The sequence below is a fragment of the Bradyrhizobium sp. MI1.7 genome (genome assembly GCF_055811795.1).
Genome location: NZ_JBVVPO010000028.1, coordinates 23,216 through 44,629 on the forward strand (window position 1 = coordinate 23,216; position 21,414 = coordinate 44,629).

General features: G+C 60.9%; 24 protein-coding genes and 1 pseudogene. 7 read left to right on the forward strand and 18 right to left on the reverse strand.

All coding sequences use genetic code 11. The features are described 5' to 3' along the window. The first annotated feature begins 71 nt into the window (after positions 1-71). Positions 72-1,367, forward strand: coding sequence for a hemolysin family protein (locus AC0L3X_RS24040; RefSeq protein ID WP_063980693.1), 1,296 nt, complete (start codon positions 72-74; stop codon positions 1,365-1,367). 73 nt (positions 1,368-1,440) lie between these two features. On the opposite strand, the gene AC0L3X_RS24045 is transcribed toward AC0L3X_RS24040, so the two are convergent. The 4 genes from AC0L3X_RS24045 to AC0L3X_RS24060 form a co-directional block, all read right to left on the reverse strand. Continuing rightward, positions 1,441-1,680, reverse strand: coding sequence for a PilZ domain-containing protein (locus AC0L3X_RS24045; RefSeq protein ID WP_063980692.1), 240 nt, complete (start codon positions 1,678-1,680; stop codon positions 1,441-1,443). A gap of 101 nt (positions 1,681-1,781) precedes the next feature. After that, positions 1,782-3,407 carry an FMN-binding glutamate synthase family protein gene (locus tag AC0L3X_RS24050; protein WP_063986035.1) on the reverse strand — a complete coding sequence of 542 codons (1,626 nt, stop codon included), beginning with the start codon at positions 3,405-3,407 and terminating at the stop codon, positions 1,782-1,784. Positions 3,408-3,609: 202 nt separating this feature from the next. Beyond that, positions 3,610-4,521 carry a patatin-like phospholipase family protein gene (locus AC0L3X_RS24055; RefSeq protein ID WP_187387907.1) on the reverse strand — a complete coding sequence of 304 codons (912 nt, stop codon included), beginning with the start codon at positions 4,519-4,521 and terminating at the stop codon, positions 3,610-3,612. A 307-nt stretch (positions 4,522-4,828) separates the two neighbouring features. Further along, positions 4,829-5,602, reverse strand: a complete 774-nt coding sequence (locus tag AC0L3X_RS24060) for a ferredoxin--NADP reductase (protein ID WP_354131631.1) — start codon at positions 5,600-5,602, stop codon at positions 4,829-4,831. A 374-nt stretch (positions 5,603-5,976) separates the two neighbouring features. On the opposite strand from AC0L3X_RS24060, the gene AC0L3X_RS24065 reads away from it, so the two are divergent. After that, a complete protein-coding gene (locus AC0L3X_RS24065; protein ID WP_354131632.1) occupies positions 5,977-6,774 on the forward strand; it encodes an ATP-grasp domain-containing protein in 798 nt (265 codons plus the stop codon). A gap of 412 nt (positions 6,775-7,186) precedes the next feature. Further along, entirely contained in the window at positions 7,187-7,387 is a 201-nt protein-coding gene (locus AC0L3X_RS24070; RefSeq protein ID WP_354218177.1) for a hypothetical protein, read from the forward strand. Positions 7,388-7,667: 280 nt separating this feature from the next. Here the strand turns inward: AC0L3X_RS24070 and AC0L3X_RS24075 are convergent, their stop codons facing one another. Continuing rightward, positions 7,668-8,306, reverse strand: coding sequence for a response regulator transcription factor (locus AC0L3X_RS24075; protein ID WP_354218176.1), 639 nt, complete (start codon positions 8,304-8,306; stop codon positions 7,668-7,670). 142 nt (positions 8,307-8,448) lie between these two features. Here AC0L3X_RS24075 and AC0L3X_RS24080 point away from each other — a divergent pair, with 142 nt between their 5' ends. Then, complete coding sequence (locus tag AC0L3X_RS24080) at positions 8,449-8,604, forward strand: hypothetical protein (protein WP_473316861.1); 156 nt, start codon at positions 8,449-8,451, stop codon at positions 8,602-8,604. 221 nt (positions 8,605-8,825) lie between these two features. On the opposite strand, the gene AC0L3X_RS24085 is transcribed toward AC0L3X_RS24080, so the two are convergent. Both AC0L3X_RS24085 and AC0L3X_RS24090 read right to left on the reverse strand, forming a co-directional pair. Next, positions 8,826-9,101 carry a hypothetical protein gene (locus tag AC0L3X_RS24085; RefSeq protein ID WP_473316862.1) on the reverse strand — a complete coding sequence of 92 codons (276 nt, stop codon included), beginning with the start codon at positions 9,099-9,101 and terminating at the stop codon, positions 8,826-8,828. Positions 9,102-9,289: 188 nt separating this feature from the next. Beyond that, on the reverse strand, positions 9,290-10,873 hold the full coding sequence (locus AC0L3X_RS24090) for an MASE4 domain-containing protein (RefSeq protein WP_354132924.1): 1,584 nt from the start codon (positions 10,871-10,873) through the stop codon (positions 9,290-9,292). Between the two features lie 125 nt (positions 10,874-10,998). Here AC0L3X_RS24090 and AC0L3X_RS24095 point away from each other — a divergent pair. The 3 genes and pseudogenes from AC0L3X_RS24095 to AC0L3X_RS24105 all read left to right on the forward strand — a co-directional run. Continuing rightward, positions 10,999-11,121: pseudogene (locus tag AC0L3X_RS24095) on the forward strand (SOS response-associated peptidase); the annotation flags it as partial. A 188-nt stretch (positions 11,122-11,309) separates the two neighbouring features. After that, positions 11,310-12,752 carry an SMODS domain-containing nucleotidyltransferase gene (locus tag AC0L3X_RS24100; protein WP_473316863.1) on the forward strand — a complete coding sequence of 481 codons (1,443 nt, stop codon included), beginning with the start codon at positions 11,310-11,312 and terminating at the stop codon, positions 12,750-12,752. Positions 12,753-12,758: 6 nt separating this feature from the next. Next, entirely contained in the window at positions 12,759-13,871 is a 1,113-nt protein-coding gene (locus AC0L3X_RS24105) for an SAVED domain-containing protein (RefSeq protein WP_473316864.1), read from the forward strand. A gap of 349 nt (positions 13,872-14,220) precedes the next feature. On the opposite strand, the gene AC0L3X_RS24110 is transcribed toward AC0L3X_RS24105, so the two are convergent. From AC0L3X_RS24110 to AC0L3X_RS24160, 11 genes are all read right to left on the reverse strand, one after another. After that, a complete protein-coding gene (locus tag AC0L3X_RS24110) occupies positions 14,221-14,529 on the reverse strand; it encodes a hypothetical protein (protein WP_473316865.1) in 309 nt (102 codons plus the stop codon). A gap of 477 nt (positions 14,530-15,006) precedes the next feature. Next, positions 15,007-16,173 (reverse strand): hypothetical protein, encoded by a 1,167-nt coding sequence (locus tag AC0L3X_RS24115; protein WP_473316866.1) that lies wholly within the window; start codon positions 16,171-16,173, stop codon positions 15,007-15,009. Between the two features lie 85 nt (positions 16,174-16,258). Further along, entirely contained in the window at positions 16,259-16,600 is a 342-nt protein-coding gene (locus AC0L3X_RS24120; RefSeq protein WP_473316868.1) for a hypothetical protein, read from the reverse strand. Continuing rightward, complete coding sequence (locus tag AC0L3X_RS24125; protein ID WP_473316870.1) at positions 16,597-16,974, reverse strand: hypothetical protein; 378 nt, start codon at positions 16,972-16,974, stop codon at positions 16,597-16,599. The genes AC0L3X_RS24120 and AC0L3X_RS24125 overlap by 4 nt, the downstream gene beginning before the upstream one ends. Before the next feature lie 88 nt (positions 16,975-17,062). Then, complete coding sequence (locus tag AC0L3X_RS24130) at positions 17,063-17,266, reverse strand: hypothetical protein (RefSeq protein WP_473316871.1); 204 nt, start codon at positions 17,264-17,266, stop codon at positions 17,063-17,065. A 28-nt stretch (positions 17,267-17,294) separates the two neighbouring features. Beyond that, entirely contained in the window at positions 17,295-17,525 is a 231-nt protein-coding gene (locus tag AC0L3X_RS24135; protein ID WP_473316873.1) for a hypothetical protein, read from the reverse strand. Beyond that, positions 17,522-17,917 (reverse strand): hypothetical protein, encoded by a 396-nt coding sequence (locus AC0L3X_RS24140; RefSeq protein WP_473316875.1) that lies wholly within the window; start codon positions 17,915-17,917, stop codon positions 17,522-17,524. The genes AC0L3X_RS24135 and AC0L3X_RS24140 overlap by 4 nt, the downstream gene beginning before the upstream one ends. A gap of 11 nt (positions 17,918-17,928) precedes the next feature. After that, entirely contained in the window at positions 17,929-19,098 is a 1,170-nt protein-coding gene (locus tag AC0L3X_RS24145) for a hypothetical protein (protein ID WP_473316876.1), read from the reverse strand. Beyond that, complete coding sequence (locus AC0L3X_RS24150; protein WP_473316877.1) at positions 19,032-19,280, reverse strand: helix-turn-helix domain-containing protein; 249 nt, start codon at positions 19,278-19,280, stop codon at positions 19,032-19,034. The genes AC0L3X_RS24145 and AC0L3X_RS24150 overlap by 67 nt, the downstream gene beginning before the upstream one ends. A 26-nt stretch (positions 19,281-19,306) precedes the next feature. Continuing rightward, entirely contained in the window at positions 19,307-19,561 is a 255-nt protein-coding gene (locus AC0L3X_RS24155) for a hypothetical protein (RefSeq protein ID WP_473316879.1), read from the reverse strand. Between the two features lie 368 nt (positions 19,562-19,929). Then, complete coding sequence (locus AC0L3X_RS24160; protein WP_473316881.1) at positions 19,930-21,126, reverse strand: site-specific integrase; 1,197 nt, start codon at positions 21,124-21,126, stop codon at positions 19,930-19,932. Between the last annotated feature and the right edge of the window lie 288 nt (positions 21,127-21,414).

The following is a 21,414-nucleotide window of genomic DNA, read 5'->3' on the forward strand; positions in this document are numbered from 1 at the left end:
TGCATCGAGTTCATATATAAGGGGCTTGGTCCGGCGTTCGCCGGGTCAAGTATCCCTTCTCCTTGCGCACAATGTTGTCCGTCGAAATCATCATCGTCGTCGTCCTGATCGTCATTAACGGCCTGTTGTCCATGTCCGAGCTGGCCGTGGTCTCGTCCCGCCCGGCCCGGCTGTCGCTGCTCGCGGCCAAGGGGGTGCGCGGCGCCGAGCGGGCGCTGACGCTGGCGGCCGACCCCGGAAAGTTCCTCTCGACGGTGCAGATCGGTATCACGCTGGTCGGCGTGCTCTCGGGCGCGTTCTCCGGCGCGACGCTCGGACAGCGGCTGACGCAATGGCTGGTCGAGCTCGGCCTGTCCTCGGGGATTGCCGACATCGTCGGCGTCGGCATCGTCGTCACGCTCATCACCTACACCACCCTGATCGTCGGCGAGCTGGTGCCGAAGCAGGTGGCGCTGCGCGACCCCGAGAGCATCGCGGTCAAGGTCGCGCCCGCGATGCACGTTCTGGCGCGGATCTCGCTGCCGCTCGTCTTCCTGCTCGATCTCTCCGGCAAGCTGATCCTCACGCTGCTCGGCCGCGGCGGCAAGGCCGAGGAGAAGGTCTCGGAGGACGAGATCCATCACCTCGTCAGCGAAGCCGAGAACGCGGGCGTGCTGGAGTCGGGCGAAAAAGAGATGATCGCGGGCGTCATGCGGCTCGGCGACCGGCCGGTCGGCGCGATCATGACGCCGCGCACGGAGGTCAACGAGATCGATCTGAACGATGCGCCGGAGGCCATTCAAGCGATCATCGCGAAGAGCCCGCATTCGCGCTTTCCCGTCTCGGACGGCGATCGCGACAAGCCGATCGGCGTGCTCCAGGCCAAAGACCTGCTGGTCGCCTACATGAACGAGCGCACGCCGGATCTGCGAGCGCTGGTGCGCGAGGCGCCCGGCATTCCGGCATCAGCCGACGCCCGCGACGTGCTGGCGATCCTGAAAGCCGCTCCGGTTCATGTCGGCCTGGTCTACGACGAATACGGCGCCTTCGAGGGCATCGTGACGACGGCTGACATTCTGGAATCGATCGTCGGCGCCTTCCATTCCGAGGAGGGACCGCCGGAGCCGGCCTATGTCAGGCGCGATGACGGCTCGCTGCTGGTCTCCGGCTGGATGCCGGTCGACGAGTTCGGCGAGTTGCTCGGCGTCGAGCTGCCGCCGCACCGCTACAACACGGTGGCGGGCCTGGTGCTGCAACAGTTCAACGTGCTGCCCAATGTCGGCGATGCCTTCGACTTCGCCGGCTGGCATATCGAGGTGGTCGATCTCGACGGACGCAGGATCGACAAGATTCTGGCGGGCCGGTTGAGTGAGGTCGAGACGGGGTGATTGCGCACCCAACCCTCCACCCGTCGTCCCGGACAAGCGCGCCCTAAGCGCGCGCCGATCAAACGCAGACCGCTCACCCGAACCGCACGCCGATCCGCTTCTCCTTGCGCCAGACGACCGTGCAGGCGAGATGCGTTCCGTCGGCCTGGATGACCAGGGTGAAGCGCTCCGGGATACCGACCGGACTGGTGACATCGAGCGCGGCACCCGTATCGGAGAAATTGCGGATGGTGCAGTCGATCGCGCCGCCGCCGAACTCGATGGTTCCGGCTTTCAGCACGCGGTGCCTGGTTTTGTCGCGTCGCTCGTCCATGGGGCCAATTTACACCCCAAGCTGACACAGACGTTAAAACACAACCACAATCCCCGATGAATTTTCACCGCCGCAGGATCCGGCGGATCATGCGGTGGCCCCTACGGCGCCGGCTGGAACGTCTCCGCCCGCGCCATCTGCCAGGCTTCACGGAAGCGCGGATCTTCGGTGCCTTCGAGCAGCTCGCCCGGACGCAGCGACGGATAGAGCTGCGCAAAGGATCGCACCTGGGTGGTCGATGTCCGCTGGCTGAAGTGGATCGGGCGCAGCTGCTGCGGATGTTCGAGACCGGCCGCGGCGATCAGCTCGGTGAGCGAGTGCAGCGTGGCGTGGTGATAATTATGCACGCGGTCGATCTTGAGCGGCACGTAGAGCGCACGCGCACGCGTCGGGTCCTGGGTCGCAACCCCGGTCGGGCAGCGGTCGGTGTGGCAGCTCAGCGACTGGATGCAGCCGAGCGAGAACATGAAGCCGCGCGCCGAGTTGCAATAGTCGGCGCCAATCGCCATCGCCCGCGCCATGTCGAAGGCGGTCGCGATCTTGCCGGACGCGCCGATCCTGATGCGGTCGCGCGCATTGATGCCGACCAGCGCGTTGTGGACGAAATTGACGCCCTCGCGCATCGGCATGCCCAGATGGTCCATGAACTCCAGCGGCGCGGCGCCGGTGCCACCTTCATTGCCGTCGACGACGATGAAATCAGGATAGATGCCGGTCTCCAGCATCGCCTTGCAGATCGCGAGGAATTCCCAGGGGTGGCCGATGCACAGCTTGAAGCCGGCCGGCTTGCCGCCGGACAAGCGCCGCATCTCGGCGATGAACTGCATCATGCCAACAGGCGTGGAGAAGGCGCGGTGCGAGGCCGGCGAAATGCAGTCCTCGCCCATCGTGACGCCGCGGATTTTTGAGATCTCCTCCGACACCTTCGCAGCCGGCAGCACGCCGCCATGGCCGGGCTTGGCGCCCTGGCTGATCTTGAGCTCGACCATCTTGATCTGGTCCTGGCTCGCGACGCGGGCGAATGCCTCCGGATCGAACGTACCGTCGAGATGACGGCAACCGAAATAGCCGGAGCCGATCTCCCAGATGATGTCGCCGCCCATCTCGCGATGGTAGGGGCTGAAGCCGCCCTCGCCGGTGTCATGCGCGAAGCCGCCCTTCCTGGCGCCGGCATTGAGCGCGCGCACGGCGTTCGGGCTGAGCGCGCCGAAGCTCATCGCGGAGATGTTGAACACCGATGCCGAATATGGCTTTGCGCAATCGGGGCCGCCAATGGTGACGCGAAACTTCTCCTCGGCGTGCGTCTTTGGCGAGACCGAGTGATGCATCCACTCGTAGCCCTCGCGGTAGACGTCCTCCTGGGTGCCGAACGGGCGCTTGTCGAGCTCCATCTTGGCGCGCTGATAGACCAGCGAGCGGGTATCGCGCGAGAACGGCATGCCGTCCTTCTCGCTCTCGAAGAAATACTGCCGCATTTCCGGGCGTATCTCTTCGAGCAGAAAACGGATATGCGCCGAGATCGGATAGTTGCGCAGCACCGCGTGACTCTTCTGCATGAGATCGCGGACGCCGAGCAGCGTGAGAGCGCCGAAGATCGCGATCGGGATCAGCAGGATGTCGAAGATCTTGCCATCGGCGAGGCCGATGCCAATCAACAGCGCGGTGACGACCGCGCAGATGGTCAGCACGATGAAACGCGGCGAGAACGGCAGCAGCAGGGTTTCCATCAGCCCTTCGGGCGAAGCTTGCGTCTTGTTATCGTTGGCCACGACCACATCCCTCTCGTCAGTCTGACAGGGCATGATACGCCCGCGCCACGTCCATGGTTATGACGCGGACCCCGCCTTGAGGCTACCGAATCCGGATGCCGCAAATCAATCCATCCCGCGGCGGGCTTCGCAGTGCAATAGATTCAAATGAAATGACAAATCAGTGACCATGAGGCTGCGCCTCGTGCGGAATGACGCCGTGCTGCTCGAGGCCGCCTCGCGCCAGCCAGGCATCGGTGCTCGCGACCGCACGCTCGATATGGTCGTCGGTCCGCGAAAAATCGTAGGGCGATCCCACCAGCGGACAGAGCGGCGGCACCACGACATATTCGATGTCGGACGCCACCCCCTCGAGCTCCGCCACCAATTGCCGGGCGATCAGCAGCGTCAGCGCATGCAGGGCATTGGCAACCGCGCCCACCGGCGGATCCTTCACCGCGCAGGCGTGCCCGGTCGGCAGCACGACCAGCCGTTTTGCGCCTTTCTTGATCGCGACCCGGACCGGGGTGTTTGAGGAGATCGCACCGTCGGCGAGGAACCGATTGCGGTAGTAGACCGGCGAGAACGCGCCGGGGATCGCAGTGGACGCCAGGATCGCGTCCACCGTCGCCCCCTCCGACAACACCACGCTCTCTCCGGAGACGAAATCGGTGGTGACGATGTGCACCGGAAGCGCGGCATCCTCGAGGTTGCGATAGGGGATGTGGTCCTCGACCAGCTTGCGGATGCCGTCATGGGGAATCAGGAAATCGCGCCGCCACATGAATCCGGCGAGGCTCTTCCAGGTGACCGGGAAGACATCATGACGCTTCAGGCCGCGCCAGACCGCTTCCAGCCCCAGCACGCCCTTGAGCGAGGGATCGCCGGCATAATAGGCGCCGTTGATCGCGCCGACACTGGAGCCGACCACGAGATCGGCGACGACCCCGTGGCTCGCCAGCGAATGCATCATCCCGACCTGGATCGCCCCGAAGCTGCCGCCGCCCGCCAGCACGAAGGCGGTCGGTTTCGGCGAACCATGGTCGATCACAGACAAGATTTGCGCAGCTCCCCAGCTCTCGCATTGCAACATCGCGGCGAGATTTTGGCGCGAGCTTATAACAAGGTGCGCGCGAGACGCGCCAATAACAAAGTCGGGGGAGGATGGTGAGGGACGTGGATGGCCTAGCGAGTGTGAGGCGAGATGCCAGCCAAACTCTCAACTGTCGTCCCCGCGCACGCGGGGACCCATAACCACAGGGAGAGGTTATGGAGCGAGCTGATAACCACTAGCCGTCGCTAAACCACTTCCTGTGGTTATGGGTCCCGGGCTCGCGCTTCCCGCGCCCCGGGACGACACCGATGTTGTGGCTAAAGCCGTCGCTCAGAAAACGAGCGGCTTACCGCTCGACGAACGCCTTCTCGATCACGAAATGGCCGGGCTTGTTGCCGGAGCCCTCGATGAAATCGCGGCCTTCGAACATCACCTTCAGCTCTTCCAGCATCGCCGGGCTGCCGCACATCATGATGCGGTCGGTTTCGATGTCGAGCGGACCCTGTCCGATATCGTTGAAGATCTGCTCGGAGCTGATGAGGTCGGTGATGCGGCCGCGGTTCCTAAACGGCTCGCGGGTCACGGTTGGATAGTAGATGAGCTTGTCCGCCAGCAGCTCCCCGAACAACTCGTCCTCGCGCAAGGAAGCAACCAGCTTTTCGCCATAGGCAAGCTCGGAGACCTGGCGGCAGCCATGCACCAGCACGATGCTGTCGAACTGGTCGTAGACCTCGGGGTCCTTGATCAGGCTGGCGAAGGGCGCGAGACCGGTGCCGGTCGAGAGCAGCATCAGCCGCTTGCCGGGGATGAGGTTGTCGGTGATCAGCGTGCCGGTCGCCTTGCGGCCGACCAGGATGGTGTCGCCTTCCTTGATCTTCTGGAGGCGCGAGGTCAGCGGACCGTCCTGAACCTTGATCGAGAAGAACTCGAGCTCTTCCTCGTGGTTGGCGCTCGCCATGCTGTAGGCGCGCAGCAGCGGACGGCCGTCGACCTCGAGGCCGATCATGGCGAACTGGCCGTTCTGGAAGCGGAAGCCGGTATCGCGCGTGGCACGGAAGCTGAACAGCGTGTCGGTCCAGTGCTGGACGGAAAGAACCTTCTCTCGGTAAAACGCGCTCATGATTTTCGATATTCCGAATAATTGCGGTTTTAGGGCAAAAGCATTGCCCGGCCCCTGAAAGCGGGGCGGACACCATTGCCATGGCGGAGGATTTCGCGTGTGTGATGTACGCCATTGAGGCCAATAATCAACCTCGTTCCGGATGCAATTGATGCCGCTCAAACCGGCATTTGCGGCGGAAATGGCCACATCATTAATGAATCTGCTGCCGGGCATGCGCGGCGGGCAATTTCTTTTCCCTTCAGGGGCTGATTGCAGCACTTAATTTCCGTCGCGCTCGCGAGAATTTCATTAAGAATAGCTCTGACTTTCACCCCGGTTTGGCGCCGTTTCCCGCATTTTTGCGGCTTTTGGCGACAGGAACGACTGAACACATGGCAAGCGGCGAGCGGATCTTCGTCCAGGCGATCAGGCGCTATTGCGCGACCCATGGCATCGCGCTCGATGTCCGCGCCGGCGGCTGGCTGCTCGCGATGCGCAGTCGCGCGAAGCGCCACTTCGCGTTCGGCTACGACATCGGCCTCAACAGCGCCATCGCGCACCGCCTCGCCAACGACAAATCGGCCACTGCCGAGGTGCTGGCGCTTGAGGGCATACCATGCGTTCCCCATCGCCTCTTCCTCAACCCGAAGCTGGGCAAGAACGTTGTTGGCCCCAATTGGCGAGACGCCATGCTCGAGCTGCTTCACGACCATCCGCAAGGCGTGGTGGTGAAGCCGAACGAAGGGACATCGGGGCGCTCGGTGTTCAAGGTGACGACAGAGGCGGAACTCGACCACGCGGCTGCCGAGGTCTTTTCGATGAGCGCCGGACTCGTGATCTCGCCCTATGTCGCGATCGAGCAAGAGGTGCGCGTGATCCTGCTCGATGATGTGCCACTCGTCGTCTACAGCAAGCAGCGTGGGTCGGATTGGCGACACAATCTCGATGCCGGCGCAAAGCCGGTGCTGCTGGAGGACGACAAGGTTCGAACGGCCTGCGTGAAGCTCGCGACCGATGCCGCGAGCGCCATCGGCATCGCCTTCGCATCGATTGACGTGGTCGGTGTCGATGGCGAGTGGCGGGTGCTGGAAATCAATTCCGGCGTGATGATGGAAGCGCTGGCGAAGCTGCATCCGGAGCTGGTGCAGGCGACGTACGACGCAGCGCTGGATCGGGTGTTTGGGGCATAACGTTGATTGAACGCTCGCGACAAAGTGCGCTGCGTCTCCTCTCCCCTTGTGAGAGAATGGGGCTCTATCTAACCGTTTGATCCGTCAAGGCAAACCAAAACGGGTGTCCCAATAGTGTCCCCTTCACGGGGTTCCCTGCGCGGGGCTTCGCAGGGACGCGCGCTGATGCGTCCTCGCGCCGACTATACCCGAATGCGTCGAGCGGCCCAGAGACGCACCACGCCCGTCCCCTGCGAGTCCGCGCATGCGATCGATCGGGTTGCCCTCTTTGGGCGCTGGCGGGGTTGTTCGGGCCGTCCTGTGACCTTGGTGTCTGACGCAACCGCTTTCTTCGGTTCACTTTTGTACTTTCGCTGCGGAACGGAAACTTAGGCTGCAGCGTTAGTGCGCCAAACTTTGGGGCTGGCGTACCTTGTCCAAGAACCACTACCACGCGCGCGAAGCGGCAGCGGCGCTGCTTAAAATGGCAAAGGCCACCTCCGATCCGGCTGTTGCTGTCGGGCTTATTGAAGCCGCCTCCAAACTTAAAGACGAAGCTGGCGAGTTAGCCCCGTCAGCGACTGTCCAAGCGCCAGACGTGTACCCTGACGACGTGCAGCCCAAGGAAGGTTGAGACGGTGCGAACCGCTCCGTGGTCCCGTCGTGGTGGCGTGACGCCCGTTATTGTCGGCTGTCGCGCGTTGTACTTCGGGACATCTTTCCCGTGGCCTTGTTTCCTGAGTTGATGGCTCAACTGCTTCGCCGTTCCCGGTCCCATTCGGCCCCCATGAGGTGCATCATGACACGCGCTCAGTTCTTGCGGATCAATGCTCTGATCTGGGCAATCGCCGCTCTTGGTGTGGTGTCAATCGTATCCTTGATCTGGCGATGACGCTGGGCGCGATCTTGGCCAACTAAGTCGTCGGTTGGACACGGTTGTGGTCGCTCAAAATGCCGACCCGCTCGGCCAGCGAAACAAGCTCCGCCAAGCTCTGAGCCTGCATCTTCTCCATCACCATGTGGCGATGGGCCTTGATGGTCCGCTCGGTCGCTCCCAGCGTGTGGGCGATCTGCTTGTTGAGTTTGCCGCGAATGACCAGTTCGAAAACCTGCCGCTCGCGCGGGGTCAGCGTCGCGAGACGGCCGCGAGCTGCCTCTAGTTTGCTCCGTCGCTCGTTAAGCGTCTGGTGATGTGCAAGCGCACGTTCAATGGCCGGGAGAAGGTCGCCGGATGAAACCGGCTTTGTAAAAAAATCCTCTGCACCCGCCTTGATGGCCCGCACCGTGGCCGGGATGTCGGCATAGCCGGTAAGAAATATGATCGGTAATGCGGAGTCGACTTCGCCTAATCTTCTTTGCAGTCCCGGACCGTCCAAGTCGGGGATTTGCACGTCGAGAAGGATGCACCCCGGAATGCTGTCGCTGGGCAAGCGATCCAGTAACTCTTGCGCCGTCGCATAGACCGCGACGTCGTACCCGGCGAGTCTCAGCCGTCTTTCCATCGCTTTCGCGAATGCCGCATCGTCGTCAACAATATGCACCCACCCCGCCAACCCAGCCACTTCCTCTGTCACGGGTGGAGGGTATCGACCAAGTCACGCTTGAGTAAGTTACCTTTGTGCGTCTCTCGGGCATGGCTGGTCTGCTCTACTGAAAGAGGTATATGCACTTTGTGCCAGAACTGGGATGGCGGCCATGAATGAGCGCGACCAAGCACGCTTCGCGGAGATGATCACCCGGTTCGTCGACGCACGCTGCACCGCCAGCGTCACGCGGTACGGTCCGCACGACGATGTCGAACGCATCAGAGCGGACGCGAAAGGCATCAGGTTGAACATGCTTCGCCGTTGACAGTGACGGTGATTTCGCAGGACGGCGTCGGAAAGTCGGCGCGGATCACGGTCGTGTGGCTCGCACCGTGTCGCAGTGAAGACGTGATGGCCGCCCCAAGAGATGTCAGGGCGGGGGTCCTCTGAAGGGCATAGAAATGTGGGGGGACCGCCGCACGGCAGATATTGAAAATATTAGCATTTTGGGTTTTCCGGGTTGCGTTGCGGATCGGTACAAAAATCTCAGCGCAAATCGTGGCTGTGAGGAACGGCGGCAGCCTCGTCCAAATCCGCAGTCAACTTCGGATTTGCTTTGCGCGCCGACCTCATGAGAGCCGCAATGTCGGTCTTCGAGATTGCGAAGCGGGCCGGATCGACCGGCGCGGCGAGCGGGGGTTCGCCTACGCGCCGCCGGAGCCATTCGCGGAATTCTTGCCGCTCAAGTCGCAGCGCCGCCCTCAGGCCCGCTTGGAAGAACCGCTCGCGCTGCTGCGGGTTGAGCCGCGCCCAGCCCTTCATCGTGACCTCGAACAGATCAGTGCGCCGCATCTCGCGAGCCCCTTTGAAAAGCAGATGCGGCAAACAAACATCGAAAAATGAAAAACGCAAATATGCTGAAGGGGCGCGCGTCTATCTATGCTCCCAGAGGGACCCGGACGACCGATTGCCGGAGTTCGTGACAGTCCGATTTAATCCTGAGCGACGGATTACGATTTGCGCAACGGCAGTCGAATACGGAACACCGCGCCCCCTCTGGGTTGATTGTGCGCCGATATCGTTCCGTTGTGGGCCTCGATAACTGATCGCGCGATTGACAATCCCATCCCCATGCCGTGCGCCTTAGTCGTGACAAACGGTTCAAACACGCCTTGGAGTTTGTCAGGCGGGATGCCCGGACCAGCGTCGGCAATTGCTACTTCGGCAAATTCGCCGCGAAGCGAGGTCTGGATTGTCAGCCTGCGGCGAGAGGCCGGAATTTCGGACATCGCATCCATCGCGTTAACGATCAGGTTCACTAGGACCTGCTGAATTTGAACCCGGTCCCCGCTGATCGGCAGCAATGGGGGTCCAATGGCAGTACTCACATCAACCTGCCGCGCAGCAGCTTGGCCGGAAAGAACTGCGACAGCCTGCCGGACATTTTCGTTGAGTTCGATGGGTTTTACCTCGAATGGCACCTTCTTGAGCAGGGTCCGAATTCGTCGAAGTACTTCACTCGCACGCACATCGTCGCGGTTGATGTCGGCAGCGATTTCTCGAATTTCACTGATGTTCGGCGTGGGGGACTCGAGCATCGACTGCATCGTTTCAACGTTAGTGAGAATGGACCCGAGAGGTTGGTTTACCTCGTGCATGATCAAGGCGGCCATCGCTTCCATGCTCGCGAGCTTGTTGTGTTGCTCACGCTGCAGCACATCGTTTGATCGAGCCAAGTGGACGTAAAGCCACGTCGTTTCCGCGAGCAGAATGATCAGGACAATACTCGACGTAATAAGTGAGAATACTCGCCCCGCGTAGAAGCCGGCACTGAAGCGAACGGTTGGCAGCAGGCCGCTGAAGGCAAGCTCCGCAATAAACACCGCAGCCACCACAATTAACCAAAGGTCGAGTACTGAACGCCGCCGGATTAACAAAACGGTGAGGCCAGCAGCGGTGATCAGTATCGTGAACCAGATTGGATAGATCACGAAGGGACTCAGCCGGGACCCGTCAAGAACGATTGGGGGTAGCAGCGCCTCACCTGCGGTAGTTAGCCAGGTGATCCCGATTACCAACGCAACCACGGTTGCCGCGCACCAGCCGATCTCACGTCCGACAGGTGCTTCGGAGGCGAGCCCGTCGTGTTTCGCGTCCTTCGATATCGCGTAACCCAACAGAGCCACTGCGAAGCCAACATGCCAGAAGATGAAAAGCCATGATCCCGTCTGCGGGCCTGCACCGAAGAGTCCCGTTGGCGTGAACGCGCCGGTAAAAGTAAGTGCATGAGGAATGACGATGAATGCCGTGAACAAATAGCCGCTCGCCAGCGCAAGGAGCGAGCGCGAACGGGAAATCGAAAACTGGGCGTACAGCAGAACGGCTGTAATCAGGTCGGTGACCAGAACAATGGCATCAAGTGAGGGAAAAAAGGCATTGAGTGCGACTACCGGTCTATCGGAGAACGGAACTACTGCCGCAAAGCCAACCAATACTATTAATAAAACGGCGATCGCCGCCCGCGTCTGACGCCTTGTCGGCGGCAAGTCCGTGAGCAATATCTCGGAAACAGCCGTGCGGTCTTCCGTAACCATCGTCGGTACCAAGAATATCCGATCGGCATTCCGAAGCAAGCCAGTTGCAACAGTCAGCACAGAACGATCAGACCCGCGCAGAGATGGAGGTCGGCTAGTTTTGGGCCAGCCGCGCAACTCATGGCCTGTTCCGCGTCGTCAACCGCCGTGTCGGCAACCTCGCGCCGATGCCGGGCGTGTTTCCAGATTATCCGGCCCCGGTGGTGCGCAACACCGACACCGGGCGCGAATTGAGCATGATGGGGTGGGACATAGGCAAAACGCCGGGCCGCACTAATCGGAGTGGCCTCCCGGACGTTCCTGCTACTGGGGCCCCCTGTGTATATGGCACATTCCCGCGCAGCATAGGGTTCGTCCACATGGCCGACTCACTGTAACATTGCGTTTTGGTCCTTCGACCATTTTCGCGCGAACCGGCTTTTTGTGGAATTTCAAGATGAAGCACCTTGCCGAGTTCAACACCTTCCTAGAGAGGGAGGTCAATCTCAACAACACTCGAATCAAAACCCTTAGTGATCGCGTCGAGACGATTGAAAGCTTTCTCTGGCGCAGCGACTGGGGCCAAATCATCAAGCGGTTTAGCTCGCAAGGATCATGGGCGCACAAGACAATTATCAAACCACCGGGCGAAAATGGCTTTGACGCGGACTTGCTCATGTTCGTTGATCCTGTCCCGGGCTGGACGGCCAACGATTACATTCTCGGGCTGTGTGGCCTTTTTTTAGAGTCCAAGACCTACAAGGATATAGTCGGGCTAAAAAACCGGTGCGTCACCTTGAATTACGCAGGTGATTTCGAACTCGACGTTGTTCCGTGTGTCGTGGAACGACCCGGACGGATTTATCCGTATGAAGTTTGTAATCGAACGGATGACCGCTTCGAACCCACAGATTCGGAGCGATATACAGAATGGTTTCAACACGCCAATAACTTGGTCGGCAGCGATCACCTCATCCACGCCATGCGCCTCATAAAGTATCTGCGCGACACCAAAACCACTTTCTCATGCAAGTCCGTCCTGTTGAACACGCTAGTAGCCGACCAAATTAGCGAGGCGGACACCCACTTCCGGCCATCATACTTCCCGGATTTGCCGACCGCGTTTCGTACTCTGATTTCGCGTCTCGACCATTATCTGCAAGATCGACCCCACCTACACAAGGTCACAAACCCCGTCTTGCAGATCGAGAATTTCAACCGGCACTGGGATCAAGACAAGTACGAGAATTTTCGGGCTATGATCCATAAATACCGTCAGTGGACTGATGAGGCCTACCTCGAGACCGACGAAAAGCAGAGCATCAAGAAGTGGCGCTGGATATTCGGAGACGAGTTCGCGAAAGGCGCGGACATTCTGACTGAGGAGGTCAGCGGCTCGCTTGTTCCCATTCCCAACTTCAATGTGCAGAGGTTTGCGGACACCGTACAGGCGATCAAGCTAATGGGCCTGAGCGTACTCGGTTTAGTTCGGCGGGATTTGCCTTGGGTACAACGAGCGCCGTTCGTGTTTAGCAAACAAGCCATTCCCATTTCGATCAAGGCAACGGTTCACCTACAGGAAAATGGATCAGCAGCCGGAAGCGTCGCCTCTGGTCAAGTTCTTCCTGCGGACCGTCACATACGCTTTGAGGCGGTTGCAGGGACCGGCCTTCCTTTCACAGGTAAGGATCACGATGTCCAATGGCAGGTGGTGAATACGGATCGCTCCGCAGGCTATGCCAAGGCACTGCGCGGCGGATTTTATCCATCGAAGCCGCGCAGCGTTAGGTGGGAACGCACTGAGTATCGCGGCATCCACTGGGTGGAGGCATTTCTCATTCGCAAACGCACGGGCGCATGTGTCGGCCGTAGCGACCGTTTCTTCGTCGTCATAGAGTAATAGCCAATGGTTTCCTATCCCGCTCGTATCATCATTTGGACCCGCTCAGGAGGCCGCTGTAATTTTCCCGGCTGTAACGAGTATCTTCTCGATGACTTCATTGCGGGCAAGGAGAATAGAAACTATGGCTTGATCGCACACATCATTGCCGAAACGCCCGGCGGCCCTCGCGGCGATCCCGGTCGCTCTCCCGAACTCGCGGATGATCCCAGCAATCTAATGATGATGTGTTACAAGCATCACAAGATCATTGACGATGAAGAAGATCGCTATCCTGAGCAGCTTCTTCTCGACATGAAGGCTGGGCACGAAGAACGTGTAAGTATTGCTACTGGCATCACGGAAGATCGAGCCACATATGTTCTTCGGTACGCCGCGAACATCGGAAGTCACTCCTCGCCAGTGTCCTTCCCGAAGGTCCGCATCGCCACCTTTCCGGACAGATACCCTGCCGATGGCCAATCAATCGCTATCGAAGTAAAGGGGAGCATACAAACAGACGCGGCCGATCTATTCTGGAAACTTGAGCCCGAAAACCTTCGCCAGCAATTCGCAACGCTCGTAAAGTCGCGCATTGATACCGGCCAAATCCATCACCTTTCTGTCTTTGGTTTAGCGCCTATTCCGCTGCTGATCGAACTCGGTCGCCTGCTTGGCGACATAACGCCCGCTGATGTGTATCAGTTGCATCGCGAGCCAGCGGGATGGCTTTGGGCCAAGACGGGCCCACGCATCTGCTTCAAGACGACTACGCCCGCCAACAAGAGTGGTCCTGTCGCTTTGAAGCTCGGTCTCAGCGCCACGATTACCGACGACCGGATCACATCAGTTCTCGGCAAAGATGCATCTACGTGGAGTATCCACTCCGATGCTCCGGGGAACGACATCATGCGTTATCCCGAAGATCTTTCTGAATTTCGTCGGCTTCTGCGACAAACCTATGAAGCGATTAAAGCGGCTCATGGCACGAGTGCTGTAATCAACCTGTTCCCCGCAATCCCTGTCTCTGCTGCAATCGAGGTCGGACGCGTATGGATGCCGAAGGCTGACTTGCCACTGACCATCTTCGACGAAATACGAGGCGAAGGCTTCGTTCCTCGTCTCACAATCGGGCACTAACGGGCTCGCTAAAGGTCGCGGCGTCAACGTGTCCGCGCGGTCGATCGCCGCCGCCGATACCTTGGCCGCAGAACCTGCCAGCGGCAATTGTGAGGCGAAAACTCGGCGCCGGTGTCGGTTCTGACCAGCAGGTGTCGCCATGTCGGTGGCTTGCCGACATCGAAATAGAAATTCGAAAATGATCGCCAGCGTTCGCACACCGGGCCGCGCGATTGGATCGCGAGCCACGCGCTGAAGATGGGCGAACGTCGCCTGCGTCGAGGATAGGTTTTGCGCGTCCTCGTCATCCGTCCGGCCCTTCCATACCCGGTCGCGGTTTCGAACGATGAAACCGGCCTTAGGTGCCCTCCTAGATGGCCTTCTGACGAAGCCAGTAGCCGTGGTCGGGTCCAACATTCCGGGTCTGGCGAAGCCCGATGTAGCGCCGCAGCGTTTCGACCTCGCTTTCGGACGGCATCCGCCTCAGCAGCAGGATGCCCTCGTTGTCGCCGTCCTGATGGGCCATCGCGAAACCGGCGAGTTGCTTCTTGGCGTAGGTCCAGTGCATGGGAGAGCGACACTGGACGTAGACGTGGAACGTCCCGCCGCAGGCGCGGATGTGGCCGCGCGATCCGGCAATCGTCCAGTCGCCGCGCTCGTCGCGATGGAGCGCGTTCATTGCACCATGCAGGACGCCCAGCAGCGTCGATAATTCGTCACGATCCTGCGCACGCAGGCGGTTCAGTCCGGGTTGATCTATGTTGCTTCCCCTCCGGGTTTCGATTGAGGCGGGCCGAGATGCCGCGTCAGCAGCACCTCGACCCTGACGCGACGCTCCGCCGCAAAGCCGGGATGGCCGTCGCGTTCTGAATTGGGCGAGCGACGCAGCCCCGACCTGTGACCGCGTCGCCCGACGTGACGGTCTCGACACCGGGTGCCGCCGTCGCGTTGGTTGGGCGGAGCAGAAGGAGCAACCGCTCCGCCCGAGAGCCAGGGCATCCGCTGGCGGATGCCTCGCCCTGCGCGCTGCCGGGCATGCTGCGTGTCCGATCGCGCGGTTCGTGGTAGAGGGTGGCGCGGGAGAGGCGATCACCCGTCCCGCGCCCGTGCACGCCGGTGAGGAAGCAGGCAGCGAGCCCAGCGGCTGCACGAACTCTCACCGCCCGCCGATGAGGTTGTAGCCAGCAATCTCCGGCGACGATGGTCCGCTGGGCGCGCGTGGTACTAACCGAAGCGCCACGCCAAGCACTGCTTGCGGTGATGTCGTCGGTCTAAAATCAATGACCTCGCCGCGCTCGGCGGCAACGTGCCAGACTAACGAACACTCGGCTCTCTGCGCCGCCAGATCGTCCGCGTCGATGATCGCAAGCATCTCCTCGCGCTGGCGCTGGTCGAGGGCATTCTTGTCATCGCCAATTTCACGGAAACCGGCGCTGATCTGTGCCAGTAGCTGATCGCGAAACATCCAACAAATCAGACCAATGGCGTCCGGCATTTCCGCGTATGCGACGGCTCCGTGCGCATCGACGTTGTAGACACTTGAAGTCAGCCGTGTCGTCGCGAACGTGATCGGCAGATTATGCTCAATCGCGTTTTCGAGGACGGGCCTGCCAGCATCTGCAAGCCGCTCAATCAGCGCTCGCGCATCGGCCTCAGCGCCCGAAATCGGCCATTGCTGCGAGTTCACGCGGTGCCGTTCGGCGGCACACTCTCGCTGCCGCAACCGGTAACGCTCGACCGCCGCCTCGATGCGACCACCGTCAGCCTTCGTCAGCAGTTCGCTGAGCGCCTGATCCTCGACCACGTCTAGCACGCAGTCGCCGGGAATTCCGCGCAAAACCCAATCGTTGACGGATTGACGTAGTTGTCCGGCAACAGTCGATCTGACCGTGCGGGCTTCCTTCAACTCGATCACCCGCGCGAGTTCTTTTTCAGCGCGTTCCAGCTTGCGCTCAACGTCGGCAACCTGCCACGTGGTTGCGGGCACCGGACTGCCTCCCTCGCTCAAGGGTCGCTTTAGATCAGCAAGACGATTTTTGAGGCCAGTGACTTCGAGCCGCAATTCCTGCACCTCATCGAACGTCGGCACCGCCGCGAAAAGATCAGCCGCCCGCTGTCCTATCGCGATCATTTTTGTGGCGGCCGGATCGGGCAGCCGCGCCGCCGCATCGTCAGGTGATCTGTCGCCGCGAAAGGTGATCGGCGCAAAGCCACCCGCTGTTGCCGGTTGAAAGGCGGTTAGTTGTTCTGCGGTCGCTTCCATTTGCGGAAGCATGCCGAGTACGTGTTGTCGCCAGCCTTGGTCGGGTCCGTGTTTCGCCATGGTCTTCTCCATCGTGCGCGATGATGATCGGAGACACGGTGGCGAAGGGCGTGGGCAAAAAATAGCGGGGTTGGCAAATTGGCCGTTAGGATCGCGAAATAGCAGCCAGCGCCGCCCGGATCGTCCTATCGCCCGGCACTCGATCGCGCGATTTCAACAGGCACCACAATGCCTGCTTCAGCGTGCCCCGGTATCGCACCGGGCACAGATTTTCGTTTTGATCTCGACGCCATGCGCCCGCGCGATAGGTCAGCAATGCCTTGAGCAATTGCCGCGCAATCTCGCGATCACCGCAGCCGAGATAGAACGTCGCCGCCTCGCGCAAGTATCGATCGCGCTCGTCTCGGGACAGCATTTCGGTGGGCGTGGGATGACCGGGGCCGATCGGAAACGCGCCTGCAAATGTCGCTGGTCGATGCGGCTTCATCGTGAGTCAAGCCATTTGCCGTCCGCGATGATGGTCCTAAGAACCCTTTCTGCCTCGCGTTCGACAACGTCCAGATCGTGCGAACATTGATCGCAAAATGCCGTCACGCTGGCATTTGTCGGCGCGATCGGCGTTGTCGAGAACAGGAACGCGCCGGGAAGCGCGCCATCGGCATAGTTCGCCTTGCACGCCGGGCAGAATGGCCGACGCTGCATGATGTTGCTGCGCCAGAACGATAGCGCCCGCGACAATAGCGGATGACGGTCGAGCGATGCTTCGTCGTCAGCATCGATCAGGAACGTCACAAGATGCCCTCGATGCGCATCTCGCTTGAAGTCAGCCAGATCGCGGCGGCGCTGGTGCCGGTTGCTCACAGTGATGCTCCCTGATGTTCGATGCCGGTCAGCGCGGCGATCCGCTCCAGCACCGGCCTGCCATCGGCGGCCATGATGTCGGCTGAGGTCACGACGGCTTGCCTCCTTCCTCGCGGAAGGTCTCAAGGTCCTCGTCGGCCTGCGTCAATGCCCTGTTCATTGGGCTGTTGATGCGCTCATGGATATGTTCGCTGCACAGCCAGTTGTCGTTCTCGACGTTGATCAGTCCGACCTTGGTGCAGCCGGGGGCGAAACAGAGTTGCGGCTTCTTCTCCGTGCTGTTGTCCGTCATGGTGTCCTCCTTGGTTTGGGTCTGGTCGTCACTGCCTGCCGGTCCAGCTCACCTCGCCGCGCTCATCGATCACCAGCACGCTGCCGCCTGTCATGGTGGTGATCGAAATATCGGGCACGCAATTGCAGGGCTGACGCTGAAAGATCGCGCAGCCGTCATCGTGCAGGACCACGCAGTTCGACAGGCCGGGCACGGCGGCCAGATCGGGACCGGCGGCGAGCAGGCGGTGGATATAGCCCGGCTTCGTGGCGCGGTTCATGTGACTGGCTCCTGTACTTTCCCGACCACCGGCTCCTGATCGCTTGGATGGTGGTCTTGCGCGCGACGACGCTCACGAAGTCGCCTGACACGCAACCGCGTCTGTTCGCGGATCATCTCTTTCGACTGACCGATGCCAAGTTTTCGGCGCAGGTCGCGGATGTACATGCTGCAAAGCGCTCGATCCTGCAAATCCAGACCGTCCTGATTGATGCCTTCAACAAAGCCAAGCCAGAACTCCCGCTCCTGGCTGGCAACGGTTGCGGCAGCCTTTGCAGCGGCGTTTCTCGCAAGGGTCTCAGGACCACCAGCTGCGATCAGGTCGTGCAGGTTTACCGGCAGGTGCTTGGGCAGCCGCCGCTTGGATCGTGATCGCTTGGGGTGTCGTGCCATTGGTCGGCTCGCTAGTAACGGTTGCCGCGCAGATGTGGCGCGTTACCCGTTCCCGCAAAGCAGACGCCGATGTTGCGGTTGGCCGCAGAGATGATCCCGCGACGAGCGGCAAGCATCATCATCGCCCGGAATTTCACGGGGACGCTGATCGTGAAGCGGTTGGTGCCGGAAAGCTCAGGAACCACGAACTCAGGCTCGATCCGCGCCGGGCCACCCGCGCGCGGCCTCAGTGTCGGCGGCCCAGCGCCTTGGCACTGTTTCGCGTCCCTCACTATGTCCTTCGGACATGCTGTACCCGAATTAGTGCCACCAGTGCCATTTAGCCCTCTGCGATAGTAGGTCCGGCGGCTGATGCCGAGCGCCATCCACGGCTTCGATCTTGCGGCTGACTTCGCATGTGACACAGCGCCAGCTTTGGCCCGGCGTGCGCGCTTGGCCGCGTTGTTCCGCTTCCTGCGCAATGCTGCGCGCTTGGCTTTGCCGCAGTCGGTCGCACCGATTGTGGTGACCTTGAGCCGCGTTCGGGTCGCCAAGTCGAGCCCGATCCGCTGAGCCAGTGCGTCGGCGCGCCATTTCATGGGTCGCGGCACCACCATCTCGATCAGCTCGTCGGTCTGGTCGTCGCCGTGCCATGGCGCCCAAAGCCGCACCCATGCCCTGATCCGCCGATCGGGTGCGTCGAGGTGAGCGAGATGGTTGGCTATGACGAAGATGTCGTCCAGCCCGGCGTCATCGTTCGGCAGCACCGCGCCGTAGCGATCTGCGAAAACGCACTCAAGGTCGCGGATGCGAAAGTACGCCTTCGGATTGTTGCGCGACTTCCGTCGCCGGTTCCGCTGTCGATCGCGCCAAGCGATCTCACGGTGCTTCAACCGCTGCGCGGGCGTCTCATTGGCAAACGATTTTTCGAAGGGTGGCAACGGGCGCGCTTGCGAAGTGACGCGACGTTGACTATTGATCTGACCGTGCATGACGGCCTCCGATTGGGTTGTGGTGACTTCGTGAGGGTGGCCCAGAAAGTTTTCGTTCGGTTGATCCGCTGGAGGCGGGCTGGTCGATCGAAAGCACAAAGCAAAACGCTGCTGCTCTTGATCGAGCAGCGGCGTTTTCGTTTTCAGGTGGTGGTCGTCGTCTCGGTCTGCGGCTGCTTTTTCGCCACCTTCGGCAGCGACTTGAGCCATGCCTTCAGATCGTCCGGCAGGATGATCGTGCGCGTGCCGTGCTTGCGGGCTTGCAGATCGCCGTTGGCGGCAGCCTCGCGAATGCGTGTCGTCCCGATCCCGGTCAGCGCGCTCGCTTCCTCTGGTGACAGCGAAAATCGATCAGCCAGTGGCACCATTTCATTTTGAACGTCGTCGCGCATTTTGCCCTCATCGTGGCTCATGGGCATCACTTCGCGGCATCAGCCGGAGGCGTCGTGGCCGCTTCTTCCTCCATGCGGGCGCGGCAACAGCGGGACACCTCAGAACTGATCGTCGCGCCAAAATAGGCCGCGCGACGGTTCAGCCATTGCTTGATGTCGGGCGGGATTTTGACGACCAGCTTGACGGTGCCCGCGACACGCCGTGCGGGTTTGCTGGGCGCAGCATCGCCGCGCGCTGAACGCAGCACGGCGGAGGACGAACTGATGGATTGATCGGACATGGACTGAACCTCTCCGGGCTTCCGCGTGTGGAAACTTCCGTGCGTGTTGGCGCACGGCCGGACAGCTCAGTCAGCCACTCAGGGGCTCCGCAAGCCGCTATCTCATCGAGCCGTTGGCTCTGATGCAGTCCGCGTGGAGCGACCCAATGATCGCTCTGCTCCGTGGCATGGCCGCAACAGACCGTCGCCGGTCAATTGCTAGCGTCATGATAATAAAGTCGGGCCACGGAGATGGTCAAGTGGTGTCGCTGTTAGGAACTCGCCGATCGACCCGGCGAATTCCAATCTCACAGAAAGATGTGGCTGTGAGGTTTGATCGCTGTCCCCTACGCCGCCCTGTAGGAGACCGCATCAAGCCCAGTCGCTGTTCATCCTCGCGCCAATCGCACCACGTTGTCCGCTGGCGGCATCTTGTCGGCGAGCAATCCCTTCCGCGCGTCGTCCGATGCGTGGTTCAGATAGCGCGCATAGGTGCGCTCGATTTCGGCAACGCTGGTATCGTGCGTGAAGGCGATAAGGCGCAACGGCGTGTTGCTGCGGATTTGCCGGATGATGGAGCTATGCCGCAACGTGTACGGCGTCAGCGTCAGGTCGAGGTCGAGCCGTTCCAGAACGACCCGGAAGCGCGCCGACAAGTTCCAGATGCGATCGAACAGCAGGCGGTTCGAGCCTCGCGCAATCGCCCGCGCCCTCAGCGTCTGTGCGAGCTTCGGTGTGATCGGCAGCGCGCGCTGTTCGGGATCGCGATCCCTGCCTTTGGCGGAGCAGTGCATCATCAGGCGCGGCGCTTCGATGTCGGCGTCCTGCAGATCGTCGGGCCACAGTTTCAGTGCTTGGCTCTCGCGAACGCCGGTCCCGGCCAGCGTTTCGATGAGCGCGCCGAAATCGGCATCCTCGACGTAGCATTCGCGCACAATCGCGAGGATGGTGCCGTCCGGCAGATAGTAGTTATCGCGCGGCGGGGCGTTGCTGCCCTTCGCCTTCAGCGGCTTCAGGCCGTTCTTCCATGCGATGCCGTTGGTGATGCGCTTGTCGCGCTTGGCGCTCAATGCCAACGCCGCCTTGAAACTTTTCCCGATCCTGTTGGCGGATGACAGCTTGAGGCCCTTGCTGATCAACGAATTGCGCCAGTCGAACAATTCCGTTTCGGTCAGCAGCATGACGACCCTCGACGCCAGCGCAGACGATAAATGGCCCCGTACCGATGTCGCGTTCCACTTGTTGCCGCCGCGTGCCGCGAGGTCGGTCTCGTAGGCGTCGATCGCTTCGCTGACGGTCACCGGCTTATCGCTGTCGCCTTCGCTGCCGCGAGCCATCTTCAGGGCGTGCGCCTGCGCCTGAAAGAACGACATGACGGACTTGTTGTTGGCGTTCTCGTAGTCGTCGGCGACGGCGAACCGCTTCAGCCATCCGGCTTGAACGCTCCATGTGCCGGGTCCTTCGTTGCGCCGGTAGCAAAGGAAGATGCCGGGAGCGACCTGCGCCTTGTAGGGTTTCTTCCTGATCGCGAGCTTGAGCCTGTTCGTTCTGTTCTTCAATTTGTCGGAATAGATGCTGCGTGCCATGATGATCGTGGTCCCGTCGGGTGTCCCCCAAAATGTCCCCAATGCGTGAGTATCAACGCATGATAGCTCGTGATACGCAGTGGGAGATAGTTATGAGAGTTCAATGAGTTACAATGGAGCCCATGATATATCATGATGCCCTGTGGGACGCAAAATCTCCCCTTGTGGGAGAGGGTGGCTCGCCCCGGGGCGGCGGGGCGGGGGGGGGGGGGGGGGGAAAAAAAAAAAAATTTAGGGGGGGGTAAGGCCCCGCCACCGCGCGCTGGGGCCCCCCAAGACCACAAACGG

Coding starts and splice junctions, on each gene's coding strand:
- AC0L3X_RS24040 (WP_063980693.1), top strand. CDS start 72: ATGTTGTCCGTCGAAATCATCATCGTCGTCGTCCTGATCGTCATTAAC.
- AC0L3X_RS24045 (WP_063980692.1), bottom strand. CDS start 1,680: ATGGACGAGCGACGCGACAAAACCAGGCACCGCGTGCTGAAAGCCGGA.
- AC0L3X_RS24050 (WP_063986035.1), bottom strand. CDS start 3,407: ATGGAAACCCTGCTGCTGCCGTTCTCGCCGCGTTTCATCGTGCTGACC.
- AC0L3X_RS24055 (WP_187387907.1), bottom strand. CDS start 4,521: ATGTTGCAATGCGAGAGCTGGGGAGCTGCGCAAATCTTGTCTGTGATC.
- AC0L3X_RS24060 (WP_354131631.1), bottom strand. CDS start 5,602: ATGAGCGCGTTTTACCGAGAGAAGGTTCTTTCCGTCCAGCACTGGACC.
- AC0L3X_RS24065 (WP_354131632.1), top strand. CDS start 5,977: ATGGCAAGCGGCGAGCGGATCTTCGTCCAGGCGATCAGGCGCTATTGC.
- AC0L3X_RS24080 (WP_473316861.1), top strand. CDS start 8,449: ATGAATGAGCGCGACCAAGCACGCTTCGCGGAGATGATCACCCGGTTC.
- AC0L3X_RS24085 (WP_473316862.1), bottom strand. CDS start 9,101: ATGAAGGGCTGGGCGCGGCTCAACCCGCAGCAGCGCGAGCGGTTCTTC.
- AC0L3X_RS24090 (WP_354132924.1), bottom strand. CDS start 10,873: ATGGTTACGGAAGACCGCACGGCTGTTTCCGAGATATTGCTCACGGAC.
- AC0L3X_RS24100 (WP_473316863.1), top strand. CDS start 11,310: ATGAAGCACCTTGCCGAGTTCAACACCTTCCTAGAGAGGGAGGTCAAT.
- AC0L3X_RS24105 (WP_473316864.1), top strand. CDS start 12,759: ATGGTTTCCTATCCCGCTCGTATCATCATTTGGACCCGCTCAGGAGGC.
- AC0L3X_RS24110 (WP_473316865.1), bottom strand. CDS start 14,529: ATGAACGCGCTCCATCGCGACGAGCGCGGCGACTGGACGATTGCCGGA.
- AC0L3X_RS24115 (WP_473316866.1), bottom strand. CDS start 16,173: ATGGCGAAACACGGACCCGACCAAGGCTGGCGACAACACGTACTCGGC.
- AC0L3X_RS24120 (WP_473316868.1), bottom strand. CDS start 16,600: ATGAAGCCGCATCGACCAGCGACATTTGCAGGCGCGTTTCCGATCGGC.
- AC0L3X_RS24130 (WP_473316871.1), bottom strand. CDS start 17,266: ATGACGGACAACAGCACGGAGAAGAAGCCGCAACTCTGTTTCGCCCCC.
- AC0L3X_RS24135 (WP_473316873.1), bottom strand. CDS start 17,525: ATGAACCGCGCCACGAAGCCGGGCTATATCCACCGCCTGCTCGCCGCC.
- AC0L3X_RS24140 (WP_473316875.1), bottom strand. CDS start 17,917: ATGGCACGACACCCCAAGCGATCACGATCCAAGCGGCGGCTGCCCAAG.
- AC0L3X_RS24145 (WP_473316876.1), bottom strand. CDS start 19,098: ATGGCTCAAGTCGCTGCCGAAGGTGGCGAAAAAGCAGCCGCAGACCGA.
- AC0L3X_RS24150 (WP_473316877.1), bottom strand. CDS start 19,280: ATGCGCGACGACGTTCAAAATGAAATGGTGCCACTGGCTGATCGATTT.
- AC0L3X_RS24155 (WP_473316879.1), bottom strand. CDS start 19,561: ATGTCCGATCAATCCATCAGTTCGTCCTCCGCCGTGCTGCGTTCAGCG.
- AC0L3X_RS24160 (WP_473316881.1), bottom strand. CDS start 21,126: ATGGCACGCAGCATCTATTCCGACAAATTGAAGAACAGAACGAACAGG.